Annotated in this window: 14 protein-coding genes; 4 read left to right on the top strand and 10 right to left on the bottom strand. The window is 57.6% G+C overall.

Features of this window, described 5'->3' with window-relative positions; genetic code table 11:
* Window positions 1–125 precede the first annotated feature (125 nt).
* Together ASD46_RS22665 and gmd are read right to left on the bottom strand one after the other, a co-directional pair.
* On the bottom strand, window positions 126–1,121 hold the full coding sequence (locus ASD46_RS22665; protein ID WP_060642725.1) for a GDP-L-fucose synthase family protein: 996 nt from the start codon (window positions 1,119–1,121) through the stop codon (window positions 126–128).
* Complete coding sequence (gene gmd / locus ASD46_RS22660) at window positions 1,105–2,175, bottom strand: GDP-mannose 4,6-dehydratase (RefSeq protein ID WP_019566379.1); 1,071 nt, start codon at window positions 2,173–2,175, stop codon at window positions 1,105–1,107. Before gmd ends, ASD46_RS22665 begins: the two co-directional genes overlap by 17 nt.
* A 42-nt stretch (window positions 2,176–2,217) precedes the next feature.
* On the opposite strand from gmd, the gene ASD46_RS22655 reads away from it, so the two are divergent.
* Complete coding sequence (locus ASD46_RS22655; RefSeq protein ID WP_323455144.1) at window positions 2,218–3,579, top strand: class I SAM-dependent methyltransferase; 1,362 nt, start codon at window positions 2,218–2,220, stop codon at window positions 3,577–3,579.
* Between the two features lie 97 nt (window positions 3,580–3,676).
* Here the strand turns inward: ASD46_RS22655 and ASD46_RS22650 are convergent, their stop codons facing one another.
* Together ASD46_RS22650 and ASD46_RS22645 are read right to left on the bottom strand one after the other, a co-directional pair.
* On the bottom strand, window positions 3,677–4,570 hold the full coding sequence (locus ASD46_RS22650; RefSeq protein WP_013761305.1) for a LysR family transcriptional regulator: 894 nt from the start codon (window positions 4,568–4,570) through the stop codon (window positions 3,677–3,679).
* Between the two features lie 115 nt (window positions 4,571–4,685).
* Complete coding sequence (locus tag ASD46_RS22645) at window positions 4,686–5,747, bottom strand: alpha/beta hydrolase (RefSeq protein WP_112153414.1); 1,062 nt, start codon at window positions 5,745–5,747, stop codon at window positions 4,686–4,688.
* Between the two features lie 464 nt (window positions 5,748–6,211).
* Between ASD46_RS22645 and ASD46_RS22640 the strand changes: the two genes are divergently transcribed.
* Window positions 6,212–7,327, top strand: a complete 1,116-nt coding sequence (locus tag ASD46_RS22640; RefSeq protein ID WP_060642723.1) for an MFS transporter — start codon at window positions 6,212–6,214, stop codon at window positions 7,325–7,327.
* Window positions 7,328–7,352: 25 nt separating this feature from the next.
* Window positions 7,353–7,796: a cyclophilin-like fold protein gene (locus ASD46_RS22635; RefSeq protein WP_236772220.1), complete on the top strand. Its 444-nt coding sequence runs from the start codon at window positions 7,353–7,355 to the stop codon at window positions 7,794–7,796.
* A gap of 26 nt (window positions 7,797–7,822) precedes the next feature.
* Here the strand turns inward: ASD46_RS22635 and ASD46_RS22630 are convergent, their stop codons facing one another.
* Complete coding sequence (locus ASD46_RS22630) at window positions 7,823–8,230, bottom strand: low affinity iron permease family protein (protein ID WP_060642722.1); 408 nt, start codon at window positions 8,228–8,230, stop codon at window positions 7,823–7,825.
* Window positions 8,231–8,460: 230 nt separating this feature from the next.
* Window positions 8,461–10,407 (bottom strand): ABC transporter ATP-binding protein/permease, encoded by a 1,947-nt coding sequence (locus tag ASD46_RS22625; RefSeq protein WP_060642721.1) that lies wholly within the window; start codon window positions 10,405–10,407, stop codon window positions 8,461–8,463.
* Between the two features lie 344 nt (window positions 10,408–10,751).
* Between ASD46_RS22625 and ASD46_RS22615 the strand changes: the two genes are divergently transcribed.
* A complete protein-coding gene (locus ASD46_RS22615; protein ID WP_060642801.1) occupies window positions 10,752–12,530 on the top strand; it encodes a diguanylate cyclase in 1,779 nt (592 codons plus the stop codon).
* Between the two features lie 66 nt (window positions 12,531–12,596).
* On the opposite strand, the gene ASD46_RS22610 is transcribed toward ASD46_RS22615, so the two are convergent.
* Genes ASD46_RS22610 through ASD46_RS22595 form a run of 4 tightly spaced genes read right to left on the bottom strand, consistent with a single transcriptional unit; the run spans window position 12,597 to window position 18,138 of the window.
* The gene (locus ASD46_RS22610; protein ID WP_003517660.1) at window positions 12,597–13,274 is read right to left on the bottom strand and encodes an ROK family protein; all 678 of its coding nucleotides are present in this window, start codon (window positions 13,272–13,274) and stop codon (window positions 12,597–12,599) included.
* A gap of 35 nt (window positions 13,275–13,309) precedes the next feature.
* Window positions 13,310–14,695: a glucose-6-phosphate dehydrogenase gene (zwf, locus tag ASD46_RS22605; protein ID WP_082546231.1), complete on the bottom strand. Its 1,386-nt coding sequence runs from the start codon at window positions 14,693–14,695 to the stop codon at window positions 13,310–13,312.
* Entirely contained in the window at window positions 14,692–15,696 is a 1,005-nt protein-coding gene (gene gnd / locus ASD46_RS22600; protein ID WP_013761314.1) for a phosphogluconate dehydrogenase (NAD(+)-dependent, decarboxylating), read from the bottom strand. The genes zwf and gnd overlap by 4 nt, the downstream gene beginning before the upstream one ends.
* 36 nt (window positions 15,697–15,732) lie before the next feature.
* Entirely contained in the window at window positions 15,733–18,138 is a 2,406-nt protein-coding gene (locus ASD46_RS22595) for a glucan 1,4-alpha-glucosidase (RefSeq protein WP_060642719.1), read from the bottom strand.
* Between the last annotated feature and the right edge of the window lie 332 nt (window positions 18,139–18,470).

Below are 18,470 nucleotides of genomic sequence, written 5' to 3'. Positions count from 1 at the left end.
TGGATCAGGTTGGCTGCCTTGCTCTTGCCCTCCCAGCATCGCAGGCTGCCCGGCAGACGGGAGACCCGAAAATGCGAGCACAAGGGCGGCAAGCAAAATCGATGATATCAGGGCATTTGGCGATCTCATCTTGCCGCTTGTCTTAACATATCCGATTGCAGCGACTTCGGGTGTCGCCACCACTCATACAAATCCTGAATTCCGTATCTGAGTTCGACCGTCGAGTTCCAGCCAAGCGCGTTGAGCCGCGAGCAATCGAGCAGCTTTCTGGGGGCTCCATCCGGTTTGCTGGTGTCAAAAACGATCTGCCCATCGTAGCCGACGATACCGGCAATCAGATGGGCGAGATTGCGGATGGATATCTCCCGCCCCGAGCCGATGTTGATCAGCGGAAAATGCGCCGATGATTTCATAAGGAAGCAACAGGCATCCGCCAGATCGTCCACATGGAGAAACTCACGCAGAGGACTGCCCGTACCCCACAGAACAATCTTGTTCTGACCGCTGATTTTTGCTTCATGCATTCTCCTGATCATCGCAGGAATGACGTGTGAACTTTGCGGATCGAAATTGTCGTTCAGCCCGTAAATATTGGTCGGCATGACGGAGACGCAATTCAGGCCGTACTGACTGGAGTAGAATTGGGAAAGCTTGAGCGCCGCGATCTTCGCAATCGCGTAGGCCTCATTGGTCGGCTCCAAAGGGCCTGTCAAAAGGGAATTTTCCGTGATCGGCTGCGCTGCGAATTTCGGATAGATGCAGCTAGATCCCATCCAGAGAAGCTTTTCAACACCGATATCGGCAGCCGATTTCATGATATTCATCGAAATTAGCGTATTGGTGTAAAGAAAGTCCGCCGGATAGGCCGCATTTGCTGCGATGCCTCCAACCTTGGCGGCAGCGACAAAAATGACCTCAGGTCTTGCCGCCGCCATCCATTGCTCCGTCTCGTACTGTCGGGTCAGATCAAGCTCGCTGCGAGAGACTTTGAGAATTTCGCAATTTTCGCGCTGGAGACGTCGCACGAGTGCCGAGCCGACCATTCCGGTATGGCCGGCAACCCAGACGCGCTTGCCATTCAAGCTGAACGGGATTTCCTGCGATTTATGCGACGAATTCATTTCTTCCCTCTTCCAACATCACGAGGCGAAGATCCGCTTCGACCATTTCCTGAACGAGGTCGCAAAAGGAAGTCGAGTGGCTCCAGTTGAGTTTCCTGCGCGCCTTGCTGGGGTCGCCGAGAAGAAAATCCACTTCCGCCGGACGAAAATATCTGGGATCGATTTCGATGATCGTATTGCCGGTTTTGGCGTCGTATCCCACTTCGTCACTGCCATCGCCGTTCCACTCGATGGTCTTGCCGACCACGCCGAAAGCAAGCTCAACGAATTCCCGCACCGTATGTGCCTCGCCGGTTGCGAGCACATAGTCCTCGGGTATTTCCTGCTGCACGATACGCCACATGCCTTCAACATAATCGCGCGCATGCCCCCAGTCCCTCTTTGCGTCGAGATTACCAAGACGCAGCTTGCTCATGAGACCGCGTTCGATGGCGGCAACGCCGCGCGTGATTTTCCGCGTGACGAATGTCTCCCCGCGAATGGGGCTCTCATGGTTGAAGAGAATGCCGTTGGATGCGTGAAAGCCGTAACTTTCCCGGTAATTGACCGTCATCCAGTATGCGTAGAGTTTTGCCGCAGCATAGGGGCTTCTCGGATAGAACGGCGTACCCTCGTGCTGAGCAACAGTGCCCATCCCCCCGAACAGCTCCGATGTGGACGCCTGATAAAATCGGCAACGGTCGCCGAGGTTCAGAATGCGCATGGCTTCCAGCAGCCTCAGCGTGCCAAGCGCATCCGCATTTGCCGTATATTCCGGCGTCTCGAAGCTTACCTGGACATGGCTCTGGGCGCCGAGGTTGTAGATCTCGTCGGGCTGGACCTCCTGAATGACCCGGCACAGGTTCGTGGCGTCCGTCAGGTCACCGAAGTGCAGACGAAAGCGGAGGTTTTCCTCGAAGGGATCTTGATAAAGATGATCGATCCGGCCGGTGTTGAATGAGGAAGACCGCCTTTTCAGGCCGTGCACGATATATCCCTTGGCAAGCAGCAATTCACTGAGATAAGCGCCGTCCTGCCCGGTTACGCCGATAATCAAGGCTCTCTTGTCTACCATCCACCACATCTCCCAGCGGTTCCGGCCCCGGATGGCGCCTCCTTGAAAGGTATAACGAGGCCCTGCGCATCGGCAGCATACCAAAAGGGAGAGGACGGCCGGTCAGAACTGGCTGATTCACTTTCCACCACGTCGACATCTGCCTTTAAGAGGAGGCAGGGTGGGTATCCCCGCTTCCGACTTAAGCCTTTTGGTCGAGTTGCAGGTCACGCAGGCCGTGCCAGACTTCAAAAATACAACGCCGGGTCGCGCACGATCTTTACGATAACAGGGAGCGCGAGACGACATCATCTACGGTTCACGGAGGCGGATTGGATGGGTACGTTCGCGACGACTTACGAAAAAATGCAGAACTTCAACTGGCTGACGCGCTTTCTGCATGCAGGCCGCTATCGAAAGCTGCTCGAGGTCCTCGAAACAGTGCAGAAGGACGTCGGCAATCGGAAGGTCAGAATACTGGATATCGGCTGCGGCCCCGGAACCGCGGTCGGACATATTCTGGAAAAATTCGACGTTGATTACGTCGGTATCGACTACGATCCAATCTTCATCGAGGCCGCGCGCAATCGCTACAGCAACTACGAAAACTGCCGTTTCATCGTCGGCGACGCCACCGACGAGAGCCTTTACAAAACGATCGAGGCCGACATCGTCATCGCGCTGGAAACGCTTGAACATATCCACCTCAACCGCACCGTCCGTGTCATCGAGCACGTCTGCGCAATCGTTCGTCCCCGCATTTTCCTGGTTACGGTACCCGTCGAAGTCGGGCCAGCCGTATGGATCAAGAACTGGGGTTCGGCCCTCATGGGCTACAACCGGCAATCCGGCAATCTGAAAGAGACTTTTTGGGCAGGCTTATACCGGCTGGACCGGGTGCCCGCGCACCATACGTCACACCAGGGCTTCGACTGGCGGTGTCTGGCGCAGCTTATCCGCGTCAACGCGCCCCTGCGCGAAATCCGCAGCCTGCCGTTTTCTTTTGTTCCACGCTTGCTCAGTCCGAACGTCGCGCTGATCGCCGAGCCGGTAAAATCGAGCATCGATCTCGCAAACGATGACCCCGAAGCATGGAAGATCAACCATGGCCAGACGGCCTGGAACCAACAGCATATTGTCGAAGGTGCCGTTGCAACCGATGCTGCGCGCCACGCCAAGTCCTCGTCAACATGGTCGATGCGCCTCAAGGGATTGCTGGGAATGGGCCTCGCCACCATGCCATTTGCCTGGCATCGCTGGTCTTACATTTCCATTTCCCCAGGCGAACTGCATTCATCGCATTTCATGCTGACGATCGATAAACACTTGCTGCGGCCTCATCAACCGATGGACGGCGACATTATCGTCCTTGCGGGGCAAGCCATTGTTCAACGCATTTCTGAAGCCAGCTATCTGCTGATCTAGGATAAGGACTTGTCAGCCGCAGCGAGCGCAGAGAAGACGAAAGTCGGACATGGATCGTTCCGGGTTGCGGACATCCACATGGGGCCGACAACTCCCGTCAAACCCGATATCGCAGGGCCTCCAAAACCCTGACGAACGCCGGTGATGCCTGGCGACGGCTGGGGTAATAGAGGTAATATCCGTCCCAGGGCGGGGAATATTTCTGCAGCACGCGAACCAGCCGGCCGTCTGCGACATAAGGAAGGATCATTTCCTCCGGGATGTAGGCAAGCCCGAAGCCGTCAAGCGCGGCTTCCAGCGAATTGAAACTGTTGTTGAAGGCGAGCTGGCCATCGACCTTGATCTTGATCTCGCGGCCCTTGTCCTCGAACTCCCATACATAAAGGCCGCCGGCACTCGGCAGCCGGAAGTTGATGCAGTCATGGCCGACCAGGTCCTTGGGATGCCTCGGGTGTGGTCGGTTCTTGAAGTAGGCGGGCGATCCGACGACAGCGAGACAAAAGTCGGGACCGATCCTTGCGGAGATCATGTCTTTCGCGAGATGTTCGCCCATACGCACCCCCGCATCATAACGCTCCGTCACGATGTCGGTCAGTCCGTTGTCGAGGATCAGCTCGACCTTGATGTCGGGATATTGAGGCAAAAATTTCCTGAGTTTGGGCCAGAGGACATAGGTGATCGCGTACTCGGCGGCGACGATACGGATCGTTCCCGCCGGCTTTTCCCTCAGTTCGTTCAACGCGTCGACATGCGCTTCGATCTCGTCGAAATGTGGACCGATCCCGTTTAGCAGCCGTTCGCCCGCCTCCGTCGGCGAAACCGCTCTGGTCGTCCGCATCAGGAGACGCACGCCCAACCTGGCTTCAAGCTGGCGAAGTGTGTGGCTCAATGCTGACTGCGATACGCCCAGCTTCGCCGCAGCCCGGGTAAAGCTCTGTTCTCGGGCAACAGCAATGAAAGCTGCAAGATCGTTGACGGTATCGCGTGCCATTCATGAGCCTCCTGCATCCAGACCTGTTGATTATGGCATAATGCTCATGTCGCACTAACAGAAAAAGAGCCCGCTTCGGGCGGGCTCCTGAGCTGTTACGTCACTGCAGGACGTATCAAGCCGACAGGTGCTGCTCAAAGAAGCTGGCGAGCTTGGTGAAGGGGATCACATCCATCTTGTCATAGAGGTCCGTGTGGCTGGCGCCGGGAATGACATGGAGTTCCTTCGGTTCGGCCGCCGCTGCATACGCGGTCTCCGCGAAATAGAGAGAATGGGCCTTCTCGCCATGAATGAATAGAACCGGGCGCGGCGAAATTTCCGCGATGTAGCTCAGGATCGGCATGTTCATGAACGAAATTGGCGTTGTTTGCGACCAGGCGTTACGGGAGTTGACCGCCCGCTTATGATAACCGCGTGGTGTCGAGTAGTAGTCGTGATAATCGACCATGAACTGCGGCGCGTCGGGTCCGACTTCCGCGTTGTAGGCCGCCTGATAGGCAGGTGTACCCTTTTCCGCATCGACCCACCGCTGGCGGCTCAACTGTTCCAGGGTCGCCGTGCGCTGCTCCAGCGTGACGCTGTCGTTGTAGCCCTTGGACATGACGCGGGTCATATCGTACATGGTGCTGGCAACCACGGCCTTCACACGCTTGTCCGAGGCCACGGCATTGAGCGCCATGCCACCCCAGCCGCAGACACCGATGACGCCGATCCGTTCGCGATCGACTTCGGGACGCAGGCCGATGTAGTCCACAGCCGCGCTGAAATCCTCGGTGTTGATGTCGGGAGACGCGATATTGCGCGGTTCGCCGCCGCTCTCACCTGTATAGGAAGGATCAAATGCCAGAGTGACGAAACCGCGTTCGGCCATCGTCTGTGCGTAAAGGCCGGACGATTGTTCCTTGACCGCGCCAAACGGTCCGCTCACCACGATCGCGGGGTTTCCGACGCTGTTACGGGTTTTGGGCATGTAGAGGTCGGCCGCCAGGGTGATGCCATAGCGGTTTTTGAACGAGACCTTCTGGTGATCGACCTTCTCACTCCTCGGAAAAACCTTGTCCCAGTCCTGCGGCATCTTCAATGTTTGCGCCTCTGCCTTCGAAACCGCCATCACTGACGCCGCGCCAATCGCGGCGATGCCGACACCCGTAATCTTGAGAAGGCCACGGCGGCCCATGTCCAGGCCCTCTCCCGTAAAAGCGTTTTCGTTCTGATTGCTCACTTCACTCTCCATTGTCGTTGCCGTGACGAGCGGCCGGGAAGCTGCTTTGAGGGGTGATGCAGCAGCGTCGTTCAAAAGATAGATCGGAGATTGTCGCGAGATTAGACCGCGGCGAAGGCATGCCGTCATGAGCGATATTCATGAATGAACCGAGCCCTTGCATCGACGTGGATAATACGCAAGCAGGCCGGGCGCGGCTAAACAAGACCCTTTGATGAGCATCGTTCATGACTGCATCCCGTGACAGGCGGCTTATTGCAAGATGCTTCATGACTTATGTTCACCTCGCTGCCTCCCATCAGCAGCGGAAGACCGTTGAAGAAATAGCCAAGAAAAGCTGCCGTACCATGTCCATAGAAACTACAGTTTCCACAGGGGAAGCCAGATCCCGATCCGCAAATTGGGGCGGTGTGTTGGCGATGACGCTCTGCGTTTTCGCCCTGATCGCGTCTGAATTCATGCCTCTCAGCCTGCTGACGCCGATCGCGGATGAACTGCGCATCAGCGAAGGATCGGCCGGACATTCGATCGCGATCTCCGGCGCTTTCGCCGTCGTCACGAGCCTCTTTGTCTCGTATCTCGCGGGAGAGTGGGACCGTAAGCTGCTGCTGCTTGCCCTGACGGCATTGATGGCCCTTTCTGGCGTGACCGTGGCGATCGCACCGAACTATGAAATATTCATGGTCGGGCGCGCGCTCATCGGGATAGTGATCGGTGGGTTCTGGTCCATATCGGTGGCGACCGCCATGCGTCTTGTACCGGAGCATCTCGTTCCCCGAGCGCTTGCAATCTTTAACAGCGGTAACGCGCTGGCAACTGTCGTTGCTCCTCCGCTCGGCGCGTTTCTCGGATCGGTCATCGGTTGGCGAGGTGCCTTCTTCAGTGTCGTCCCCGTCGCGGCGATCGCATTCCTGTGGCAGCTGGCAAGCCTCCCTTCCATGAAGCCCCTCGCCGGGAAAACGTCAAAGAATGCATTCAGGCTACTGAACCGTCCCTTGATCGCTATCGGCATGGCATCGGTCTCGGTTTTCTTCATGGGCCAGTTCACGCTGTTCACCTATGTCCGCCCGTTTCTCGAAACTGTGACACGAGTAGATATCTCGATACTCACCTTCATTCTTCTGGGCATCGGCGTTGCCGGCATCGTTGGCACCAGCCTTATCGGTTACTTTCTCGCCAACCGCCTGTATCGCGTTCTGATCGTCATCCCGGCTCTGATGGCGGTGACGGCCGTGATACTTGTTGCCTTCGGCAACAGTCTCCCTGTCGCGGCGATAGCGCTTGCGGTCTGGGGAATGATTGCCACTGCAGCGCCAGTGGGTTGGTGGGCGTGGCTCGCCCGCTCACTGCCGCAGGATACGAAAGCAGGAGGTGGTCTCATGGTTGCGGTCATCCAGCTTGCGATATCAGCCGGTGCGATAGTGGGCGGATTTCTCTACGACGCATCCGGCTACCGCATGACTTTCCTGGCAAGCGCAGGTCTGCTCCTGGCCGCGTCAGCGCTGGCATTCAAATCATCGAGAATATCCTCGTAAAGCAGTTCGGCATGAGAGCATTCCAATGATCGACAGGCGTCTATTTCTTGGGCTGGCTACCGCGGCCACAGCTTTCCCGTCCGCATTGTTCGGTCAGACAACAAAAACGGAGGTATCCTTGATGAGTTTCCGAATGGCCTTTGGTGGTCACAGCATGACCGCGACTTTGTTTGACAACCCGTCGGCACGCGAGCTCATGAAAATGCTGCCGCTCGATCTCACGATCGAAGACTATTCGACCAACGAGAAAATCGCATATCTGCCTCGAAAGTTGACGCAGGTGACGGACACGCCGTTCGATAACGCACGTCCCGGCGACATCGCTTATTACGCGCCATGGGGTAATCTGGTCTTCTACTACGACAGCTACCGATACTCGAAGGGGCTGATCCGCCTCGGGCGTTTCGATGACGGCTTCGAGCCACTTTTCACCCGAGGCGATTTCTCTTTGCGCATAGAGCGCGCCTGACACGCGCCTGCCAAAGGTAAATGCCACTAACGTCGGGAAAGCAAGCGGGCCATGGCATGATGGGGTGCCGGCTTATCGGTATCCGGTCCGCTTTCCCTTTCGAGACGTGCGCGAATCTTTTCGATTTCCTCTTCCGTGAGGTGCTCGATCCCAATGAAGTCACCGCGCGCCTGCTCCACCGCCCGCAGCAGCTCGTCCAGTTTTGCTTCCATCGCTGCGGAATCCCTGTTCTGTGAATTCTGCACGAGGAAAATCATCAGGAAGGTGACAATGGTCGTACCCGTATTGATGACCAGTTGCCAGACCTCCGAAAACCCAAACAGCGGTCCGCTTATCCCCCAGACGAGCACGGTTCCGAGAGCCACCATGAAAGCCGTTGGAGAGCCGGAAAATGAAGCTATAGCGCTTGCGAAGCGAGTGAAGAATTTATTCATAACACGCTGCCCCTTGTTGCCGTTTTAGGGATGCCAACCAACCAACAAAATGCACGATTGTTCCGGGGTGCCGTGACAGCAGAAGTTCCGATTTGCACTTCGATCCGCGGCAAGCCCTCATTCTGTTCGTTCTCGCCAAAGTGGTCGGTGAATTCTCCCCAACGACAATGAGGCGGCCACCAACTCTCCTACCCCGGCATTCAAGCAGGTCAGCACAAGCGTCGGTGCCATCACCTCCGCTTGACTATTCTCCGCAGCATGGAGCCTCTCGCCTTGCGAGGAATGAGATCGATATCGCTGACAAGCTTTGCGCCCCCCTCCCGCCGTTCCAATGTGATCTTCCGGCTATGAAACGCTTCCAGTTCGGCACGATGCGCTACGCTTACGATCGTCGCATCGGGTAGCTCATCAATTACCGTCTGCATCATCTTGTCCTGACTTTTCTCATCCAGAGCCGCCGTCGCCTCGTCCATAACGATGATGTCGGGGGCGTTCAGCAACAGGCGTGCGAAGGTCAGCCGTTGTTTTTCGCCACCTGATAACGTCTGGTCCCACGGTGCCTCGTCTTCAATCTTGTCCTTGAGTTGACCCAGACCGACCTTGTCGAGAGCGGCCCCGATCTCTTCCGGCGTCCAGCTCTCGGCCGGTTGCGGATAGCAGACCGCCCGACGTAGCGTGCCGGCCGGAATATATGGCCGCTGCGGCAGCATGAACAATCGGCTGCCGGCGCGAAAATTGACACTGCCTCCACCCCATGGCCAGAGACCGGAAATGGCCCGAACCAGTGTGCTTTTGCCCGAGCCCGATTCCCCCGCGACAAGCACTCTCTCACCCGCGCCGATCTCGACATCCGTCTCCTTGACGACGGCCGTTCCGTCACCGAGAGAAACGGACACATCCTTGAGGCTGAGTATTGTCTCGCCTTCCGTTTCGCCTCGCACGATCCGACCGAGAGTGTCGCTCTTTTCGGCGCGCTCAAGGCCATCGAGCGACATCATCAGGGAAGCAACACGTCGCGCACAGGCGTTCCAGTCGGCCAGACGGGGATAGTTGTCGACCAGCCAGCCAAATGCGGATTGAACAATGGTGAAAGCGGAAGCAGCCTGCATTACCTCGCCGAGAGACATGCTTCCATCGAGAAACTTCGGCGCGCACAACAGAACCGGCACGACGGGGGCAATCAACATCGATCCATTCGATACGACCGTGGTGCGCATGTATTGCTGCGCCATGAGACGCCACTGCCGCCGGACATTGCCGAAGCGCTTGTCCAGATCGCTGCGCTCCTCGTCTTCGCCGCCAAGCAGGGCGATGCTCTCACCATTCTCCCTGACGCGCGTAAGCGTGTAGCGAAACTCCGCTTCAACCTGGTTCTTAACTTCGGAAACCTTGACGAAGTTGCGGGCAATGAAGGCGATGGAACTGGATGTGATGATTGCGTAGATAACAGCCGCAATCACGAGAAAGCCGGGGATCGTGATCCAGACACCCGCGATGGAGACCGTGAGAGCGCCACCAATCGTCCACAAGACAACGATAAAAGTAGAGGCAGACACGAATGCAGCGATGACACCTGAAACAAAATCCACGGGCGCCTCGGTGGCAATACGCATATCCTCCGAGAGCCTTGCCTCGGGGTTTTGATGGTCACCATCGATCAAATTGAGCTGATAATAGCGGCCATTCGCAATCCATCTCCCAACGAGCGACTTTGTCAGCCAGGAACGCCAGCGCCGCTGAATGCGCATCCTGACATACACCTGCGAGGTCACGATAAAGACACTTCCCAGGACGAGCAGCGGAAAGACGGATCCGAGAAAATAGACCGTCGACGCGTCGCGTTTCTCAATCGCGTCAAAAATCCCGCGATTCCATACGTTGATGCCATACTGGAAGCCGACATTTATGCCGATCATAGCCAGAAGCCCGAGCGAAAACAGCCAGGCCAGCCGATCGCCGCGACGGCTCCAGAAACCGCGCGCGCTGATCCAGAAACGCTTCAGCAGATATTTCCTGCGAGCCTCCTCGGCCTCCTCCGGCGTCAAGCCCAAAGCAGGTTCCATCTCCTCTGGCGGGAGCGGATCATCGTTTTCATGGGCATCATTTTCGGATGCGGTTTGGGTGCCATTCTCGTCGGCACCAACGACCGGCTTCGGTCCTGCGTCATTATCGATCATGGGCGCTAAACGAACGATGCGTCGAAAGGTTTCACGGCTTTGTGATGCGTCGTGAAATATAATTCCGTTGCTGCGCAGCGCCTTTCAAAAGGCTCTAAATACACGGCTTTCTGACCCGCTGCCGACATACCGGAATCGCGCTGGCGGATATTGTGACCGTTGGTGGAGACGGTCCAGGGCATCGCCATGGGGTGCCTGACTTGGCCCGCGGTGCGACAGATCATATTGACGGTTAACCGCGTGTTGACTTCCCGTTTGACGAGATGGCCTAACATAAGCAGAATCTGAAATTGGACCCCGCCGCACCCGGTTTTCATGCCGTGCGGCAAGCATACGGCGCCATCATGCGACTTAGTACCATCACAAACCTGGCTTATACTGTCACCCTCGTGCTCACGACAGTATCGGCGACCACATTCATTCTATCGGCCAGAAGCGCTTCTCAAGAGCGGGTGGCAATCCAGAATCATCTCGAACTGACCGATCTCGCCGAAGAACTGGCGATCATTGCGGACGAGCGCACCGAGGAGGCGCGTCTTTACGTCATGCGAGGCGACGAACAGCATCTCGCAAAATTCTACGTCGACGAAGATCAGGAAAAGCACCTTGAAAACACCCTGGACAAACTCGCAGCTCTTGGTGTTTCGCCGCAAGAGGCAGGCTCATTTCAGGACATACGAAAGAGCGCCGACGTACTGGACAAGATGGAGCGCGATGCAATCGGTTTCTATCGAGCCGGCCGCCAGAACGATGCACAGCAGGTCCTGTTCGGCGATGAGCACTATCGACTGCATACGGACCTGCTGACAACCGTCGCGACGCTGAGAGAAGCCATTACGGCCCGCTCGCAGGCGATGGTTGACCAGGCTAAAGACCGAAGCGATTTCTACGGATCAATCGCGAAGGCAATGCTTGCGCTCACCGCCCTGATGTTTGTGGCCGTACTCTATTTTGTCCTCAGCAGACGCGTTGCCTTGCCGCTTATCAAAATGAGCAACATCGTTACGCGCCTTGCCCGGCAGGATTACAGTATCGACCTGCCCGACGAAGGCCGGCGTGACGAAATCGGTGAAATGAACCAGGCTATCAGGATCTTCCGCAGCAACGGGCTGGAACGGGAACGGCTTGACGCGGAGCACCGCAGGAATCAACGCATCAAGGACCTGATCCTGCAGATGATGCATCGGATTCAGGCCTGCCAGAATCAGGAAGAATTGTCCGACGTCGTTTCGAAATTCATGCCACAGATTTTCCCGGCCATTGCCGGCCGCCTGCTTGTTCTCAAGGAAAACAGTTCGGTTCTCCAATCGACCGGACAATGGTCCGATCCTTCGTTTTCCGCCCCCGAATTTTCGATAGACGATTGCTGGGCTCTCCGTCGCGGACGTCCCCACGCCAGCAACCCGGGCGGAGACGATGTTGTCTGCCATCACCTACATGGCAGTTTCGGAACCGGCCTGTGCATACCACTCACCGCATTGGGCGACACCGTCGGCTTATTATATCTTGAGATTCCGCAGAGTAGCGAGACGCTGGAGTTAGAGCGGCTATATCTCGAACTCCTCGCCGAAAATATAGGCCTTGCCGTTGCAAACCTCCAGCTTCGGCAGCGGCTGGTTGGCATGGCACGGCAAGACGCCCTGACCGGTCTTTTGAACCGTCGATCGCTTGATGAGACGCTGAACAGGCATATTGAAAAGCCAACCAATTCGCTTGCATGTCTGATGCTCGACATCGACCATTTCAAGCGCTTCAATGACCGGTTTGGCCATGATGCCGGAGATGCGGTGATGCAATATGTCGCCCAGGTGCTGTCGGAAGCTGTCGGCGATCTGGGTGAACTATTCCGTTTCGGCGGTGAGGAATTCACTGTGCTCATGCCGGCTGGGGGCATTGAAGATGCCATCAAGGTTGCTGAGAAACTCCGGCACGCGGTCGAGCGCGCACCTTTCACCTACCGGGGCCGTCTGCTTGACTCGATCACCATATCCATCGGTATCGCAACGTCACCGGGTGCCGGAACCGTGAGCAGCGTCCTGGAACGAGCGGACGCTGCTCTTTTGAGCGCCAAGCAGACAGGCCGGAACAAGTGGGTGTCGGCCGAGAAGCCTCCAACCGATTAGGTAGAGGCTACGCCGCACCGATTGCGTGGTTATCGAAGCAGCAGTCGACCTGGCATATTTGACCGGCTAGACGATGAGGTTCGGGTTCTTCCACAGCTGGAATCCGCCTTCGAAAGCAAGCGCATTGTCTCCGCGGCGGCATCCGGGCGGCAGGGTATCGAGTTTTTCGACATTACCGCCGCCGATGACCACCTCATCCGGTTCAAGGGCTGCAGTCAGACGCTCTACGACATCAGTGACGCGCTTTTGCCATTTGGCATTGCCCTTCTCTTCGCGATACGCCTCTCGGAGATAGTGCTCGTACGTTTTGCCCTTCCGATAGGGAAGATGAGCGATCTCCATGGGCTGGGCCACGTTTTCGACAATCATCGCAGCTCCCAGGCCTGTTCCGAGACCGAGAAACAACATGCGCCCGCCCTGATAGGAGCCGATTGCCTGCATCAGCGCATCGTTAACGATACGAACCGGGCAGCGGAAAGCGCCGGCGTAATCATAACCGACCCAGCCTGTACCCAGATTGACCGGTTCGCGAAGCGGTTTGTTGTGGACGACCGGACCGGGATATCCCATGGCGATGACGTCATAGGTCATGTCTTTCGCCATGGCGGTTACGGCGATGACCATTTCTGGCCCGGTCATCGCCTTGCCGCTTTCGACCTTGCGCTCGTCGCCACCGGCACTTGAGCGGATCTTGACGTGGCTGCCGCCGATATCGATCGCTAGAACGATCCGATCCTGTGTCATTGAACTACCGTCCGTGGTATTTGCCGGCATGGGCGTCACTCCGGATCAACCCAACCGCCTGGCGGCGCGAAACTCTCCATCTCGACCGGACCCCAGCTTCCTACGGCATAGCGTGGCGGCACGGCCGGGTCGTCGAGAATGGGCTCAACGATTTTCCATGCGAGTTCTGCCGCATCCTGACGGGTGAAAAGCTGGCGTTCGCCTGCCATCGCATCGCCGATCAGCCGTTCATAAGGCGCCATGTCGCCGATGCCGTCATCGACAGCGCCCAGTTCCACCGCCTCGCCGAGCATACCGTCCCCGGCAGCCTTGCGGCGCGCGCCAATGCCGATGGCGATATCTGGCCCGAGCCGGAAGCGCACATAATTTGCGGCCGCCGTCTCAACATCGCCGAAAAGCGCTATCGGCGGCCGCTTGAAACGCACCACAACTTCGGTTGCATGGGCAGGCAGGTTCTTTCCGGCGCGGATGAAGAAAGGCACGCCGTTCCAGCGCCATGTGGCCACACGAAACCGCACGGCGGCAAAGGTCTCGCGGCTGGAGCCGGGCGCAACGCCGGGTTCATCGAGATAACCGTCGAACTGGCCACGCACCACATCCTCGCGGCTGAGTGGTGGCATGGCTTTGAGGATCTGCACTTTCTCATCGACAAGATCATCCGAAGCGCTTGTTGCCGGTGGCTCCATGGCCAGTAGCAACAGCACGTTGATGAGATGGTTCTGGATCACATCCCGGATGCATCCAACCTCGTCATAAAACTTTCCGCGTCCCTTGATGCCGAAATCCTCGGCCATGGTGATCTGCACGCTTTCAACATGATCGCGGTTCCAGACCGGTTCAAGAAAGGCATTGGCGAACCGGAAATAAAGAAGGTTCTGAATCGCCTCCTTGCCGAGAAAATGGTCGATGCGAAAAATGGCGTCCTCTTCGAAAACCGCGTGCAGCGACTGGTTCAGCGCCTCCGCCGTGGCGAGATCGCGGCCAAACGGTTTTTCCACCATCAATCGTGCCGAGGCGGCTATCCCGGCCTTATCAAGCCCGGTCACGACGGTTTCAAACAGTGACGGCGGAATGGCGAGGTAATAAAGCGGATGACCGTGGTCACCGAGTGCGGCGCGCAGCTTTTCGAATGTCGCCTCGTTACGGTAGTCGCCGGACACGTAATGCAGTTGAGAAGCGAATTTTCCGAAGACGGCTTCATCGATCTTGTCGACGTGGCTGGTAACCGCGTCGCGCGCCCTCGCGATCAGCTGATCGCGCGACCAGTCATCGAAGGCGACACCGATGACTGGCGTTTGAAGCGCGCCGCGTTTCACCATGGCGTAAAGGGAAGGAAAGATCATTTTGTAGGCAAGGTCGCCGGTGGCACCGAACACCACGAGTACGTCCGATCGCTGCTTGTCCATGGCCGGCGCCCTCATTTTGCTTTTTCCAGATGGCCACCAAAGGCATTGCGCATGGCCGAGAGTACCTTGCCGGCAAACTCCGCCTCACCGCGTGAGGAGAAGCGCTCGAATAGGGCAGAAGCCAAAACAGGCGCAGGAACACCCGTTTCGACGGCCGCCTGAAGGGTCCAGCGCCCTTCGCCTGAATCTGACACCCGCCCGCCATACTGGTCGAGATGAGGGTCCTGCTTCAGCGCCTCCGCTGTCAGATCGAGCAACCACGAGCCGATGACAGACCCATGTCGCCAGACCTCCGTCACGGCAGGAAGATCGATGTCGAACTGGTAGTATTGCGGGTGGGCGAGCGGCGCTGTTTCCGCATCGGCCTCCCGGTGCTGCGTGCCGGCATTCGCGGCTTTCAAGATGTTCAGGCCTTCCGCATAGGCGGCCATGACACCGTATTCGATGCCATTGTGAACCATCTTGACGAAATGCCCTGCGCCTGACGGTCCGCAATGCAAATATCCCATTGGCGCCGTGCCGGTGACGGGATCGGCCGCGATGCCCTGGCCCGCACCGGGAGCGAGCGAAGCAAAAATCGGATCGAGCCGCTGCACGGCACCCAACGGGCCCCCGATCATCAGAGAATAGCCGCGCTCCAGACCCCAGACGCCACCGGATGTACCGGTGTCGATGAAGTCGATGCTGCGGGGCGCAAATTCCGCCGCCAAATCGATGGCATCCCGGTAGAAGGAGTTGCCGCCATCGATAATGGCATCGCCCGCCTGCAGTCTGGCGGCAAAGTCACGAGCAATTTTCGGCGTTATTGCCGCCGGCAGCATTAGCCAGACGGCGCGTGGCGGTGACAGCTTCGCGACCAGGTCGTCCGGCGAGGTCGCGCCAACTGCGCCTTCCTTCACCAATGCTGCGACATTGTCGAGATTGACGTCGAAGACCACGCAATCATGACCCTGTTTCAGAAGACGGCGCACCATGTTTGCGCCCATTCGTCCAAGCCCAACCATTCCGATCTGCATGCTGACACTCCATTTGTCCAATGCGCGATATGTACTTCATTCGCCGAGGCGAACGGTGAAATCCTGGTTTTCCCAATTCCCTGTGTTTGGCCAAAAGAAAGTAAAAACGATTGCGTCGCCCGCCGCCATATCCTGAACGGGCAAGTCGACGAAATATGTGCCAAGGCCGGAAGCAATCGTTCTGGTGTCGCTGGTCGTCCCCCAGCCATCTGCACTCCAGTGCACGACAGCATCATCCGTCAGTTCGAGCCGCAACATCTTGCCGGCCGGCATCCCGGCAATCTTGTTATTGAAACACCAGATCCGAAGGTGGGAAGGCGTCTTGTTGAGGATGTAGCGCTCCACACCCTGCGGCGGCATGTCGAAAACGGAACCATCGGCAAGCGACCGCAGAAGTTTGATATGTTCAGCATGCGCCCAGACCAGCGGCATCGCACTTCCTGAGGGCTGGCCGTAGAAAAGCTCGTATTCGGGGATGTCGGGCTGGTCCCAGAGCTGCTCGGGGAAAAGGCCGTTCCCACCCGCCGATTTCTCCAGCGTTACCAGCAGCGCTTCGGCCACCTCCCGCCTTCCCGCAGCAAGCTCGTAATGGGCGCGTTCGCCGGTCAAAAGCGGCCATGGCCGCCCCTGCCCGGTGCCGTCGAATGCTGCTCCATCGGCGTGCTCACCATATCCATCTCCCGTATATCTATACCATACAGGTCCTTGCGGCAGATCGGCACGCAGGCAATGGTCGATTGCTTTGATCGTCGCGAGAATATGCGGATCGTCAGGCGCGCGTAGGCCGAAGCGAACAAGGGCAAGCGCATCGGGGCTGATGACGTCGCTGGTCGGCAGCGTGGAACGGTCCGGCGTCTGGTTGCGGATGGGCGTATCGCCGACTGGTCGAGCTACATCGGTCGCGTCAGGCGAAGCGATGCGAACATAGTGGCCGGAAATGCCAAGCGCGGCGCAGAATGTCTCGTCACCGGCAAAGGTCCATTGTTCGATCTGCTCGTTCCAGCAATCAGCCGTTTCCCGTAGATGTACGGCTACGGCAGCATCACCGTCCATATCGATAAGGTCGGCAGCGGCAAGCAGCGCAGCGATCTCGACGGCAAGGGTGAAGGGACTGTAGCCGGCATCCTCTTCCCACCTGTCCTCCCCGGTCGTCGGGCCGTTTGCCAGAATATAGGCTGCGGCGCGGTGGATCATCGGCATAAAATCCGCCCGCGTGGCATGATCCAGGTGACCATATCGATGCAGCATATCCGCCAGCAGGATCGGAAAGGCGCATTCATCCATCTGTACGCCCGGCCAATAGGGTTTGCCATCCAGCCAGAGATTTTGCGGCCAGCGACCCGATGGCTGCTGCACCTGACGAAGATAATTGAGGATCGCCAGCGCCTCATGGTGATCGCCGGCCGCCAGAAATCCGCCGGCCGCTTCCACCAGATCGCGCGGCCAGACCAGGTGATAGCCACCGAGATCGTCATCGCTCTTCGATGCGCCCCAAGGGATCGAAAGGCTTGCAACAACAGCGCCCGGCCGGTCGGCGGCACGATGTGCGGCGAGCACTGCTGTCGACACCCGATAGGAATTGATGCCGTGATGCGTATCGCGGTCGAGCGTTTCCAGCCGGTCTTGCCAGTTGCGCCAGTTGGCAACGTAGGCCTCGTGCGCCCGTTCAAAGCCATGCTTCAGACTGTAAACGGCCGCCGCAGCCGCTGCATATTCCGTCTCGCCAAAGCCGAGCGCCAATGTTGCCGCGCCATTGACATCACTGAAGTCGATCTCACCTGCCAGCGAGACATTTCCGTCATCGGCTCGCTGGTACTCTTCAACGATGCGTCCGTGCCGATGCAACTGCTGCCAACCATCGGAAACACCCACGAAACCGGCGCTGACTGCCCGCCAAGGCAGATCGCAGACAAGCGCAAGATATCGTGAACGGCCGGTCGCGAAGAGGACCTGATGTCCCTCATAGTCGCCAATCCAAGCCGAGTTAAGATTGCCTGCATTGACGAGATGAGGTGCCAGCAGCGCAGTCACGCGATAATCCGAAATTTGTCCCTTCAGGGGAATGAACGAAAGCTGCTGAAGAACACTGGCCCGCGCGGGATCGCTGATCACCTGTTTCTCAATTCTGAACGAGCCATCCGTCGCCGTATTGGTAATGTGAAATGCCGGAATTCCACTTTCAAAAGGGCGGGTGACGGATACGCAGTCGCGTTTTTCTTCCGAAAAGTAACCCTCAGGCCCAGTGACAACAAAACCGAGATCGCGGGTGCAGGCACTGTCTATCCTCGGATAATAGACCTCGTTCAGAATGCCGTGGCTGAGCGTGAACCAAATAGGCGATGCTTCCGACAGCGCAGTGCCGACCCCGTTTTTGGCGCTCGAAGTCCAGCGCGCTTCTATGCCAGGCGCGCCCGGTGCAAAATCCAGTCCGGTGCGCATCATGAAATGTCTCGGTTACGCTGATGAGGCAGACGAAAGTGGCGCGAATTGCAGTCCTGAGCAGTCATGACGGGTATCTCGACCTTGAACCAAGGCTTTGTTCCTGGATAACAACAGGAAACGGGCTTACCGGTTCCTTGCTCATATCCACAACGGATGCAGCCTCGCCATAAAGCTAGGTATTGGCGAACTGGTACACAACTAAAGATTTGGTAATTTAAGCCGCGCCGCGCGTGGAGGTTTTGGGTTGCAGGACCAACACGCTCAGCCACCAAGCCGCCGCTAGAGCGGGCGGCCGTTGTGGATCACACCGATATTGCCGATGAACCGGCTAT

It is taken from the genome of Rhizobium sp. Root491, from assembly GCF_001427205.1.
Lineage (GTDB): Bacteria > Pseudomonadota > Alphaproteobacteria > Rhizobiales > Rhizobiaceae > Agrobacterium > Agrobacterium tumefaciens.
Note: the sequence above shows the minus strand (reverse complement) of the source record. Positions and strands in the feature narration are given on the sequence as shown.

Coding starts and splice junctions, on each gene's coding strand:
- ASD46_RS22665 (WP_060642725.1), bottom strand. CDS start 1,121: ATGAATTCGTCGCATAAATCGCAGGAAATCCCGTTCAGCTTGAATGGC.
- gmd (WP_019566379.1), bottom strand. CDS start 2,175: ATGGTAGACAAGAGAGCCTTGATTATCGGCGTAACCGGGCAGGACGGC.
- ASD46_RS22650 (WP_013761305.1), bottom strand. CDS start 4,570: ATGGCACGCGATACCGTCAACGATCTTGCAGCTTTCATTGCTGTTGCC.
- ASD46_RS22645 (WP_112153414.1), bottom strand. CDS start 5,747: ATGGGCCGCCGTGGCCTTCTCAAGATTACGGGTGTCGGCATCGCCGCG.
- ASD46_RS22640 (WP_060642723.1), top strand. CDS start 6,212: ATGACGCTCTGCGTTTTCGCCCTGATCGCGTCTGAATTCATGCCTCTC.
- ASD46_RS22635 (WP_236772220.1), top strand. CDS start 7,353: ATGATCGACAGGCGTCTATTTCTTGGGCTGGCTACCGCGGCCACAGCT.
- ASD46_RS22630 (WP_060642722.1), bottom strand. CDS start 8,230: ATGAATAAATTCTTCACTCGCTTCGCAAGCGCTATAGCTTCATTTTCC.
- ASD46_RS22625 (WP_060642721.1), bottom strand. CDS start 10,407: ATGATCGATAATGACGCAGGACCGAAGCCGGTCGTTGGTGCCGACGAG.
- ASD46_RS22615 (WP_060642801.1), top strand. CDS start 10,752: ATGCGACTTAGTACCATCACAAACCTGGCTTATACTGTCACCCTCGTG.
- ASD46_RS22610 (WP_003517660.1), bottom strand. CDS start 13,274: ATGACACAGGATCGGATCGTTCTAGCGATCGATATCGGCGGCAGCCAC.
- zwf (WP_082546231.1), bottom strand. CDS start 14,695: ATGAGGGCGCCGGCCATGGACAAGCAGCGATCGGACGTACTCGTGGTG.
- gnd (WP_013761314.1), bottom strand. CDS start 15,696: ATGCAGATCGGAATGGTTGGGCTTGGACGAATGGGCGCAAACATGGTG.
- ASD46_RS22595 (WP_060642719.1), bottom strand. CDS start 18,138: ATGATGCGCACCGGACTGGATTTTGCACCGGGCGCGCCTGGCATAGAA.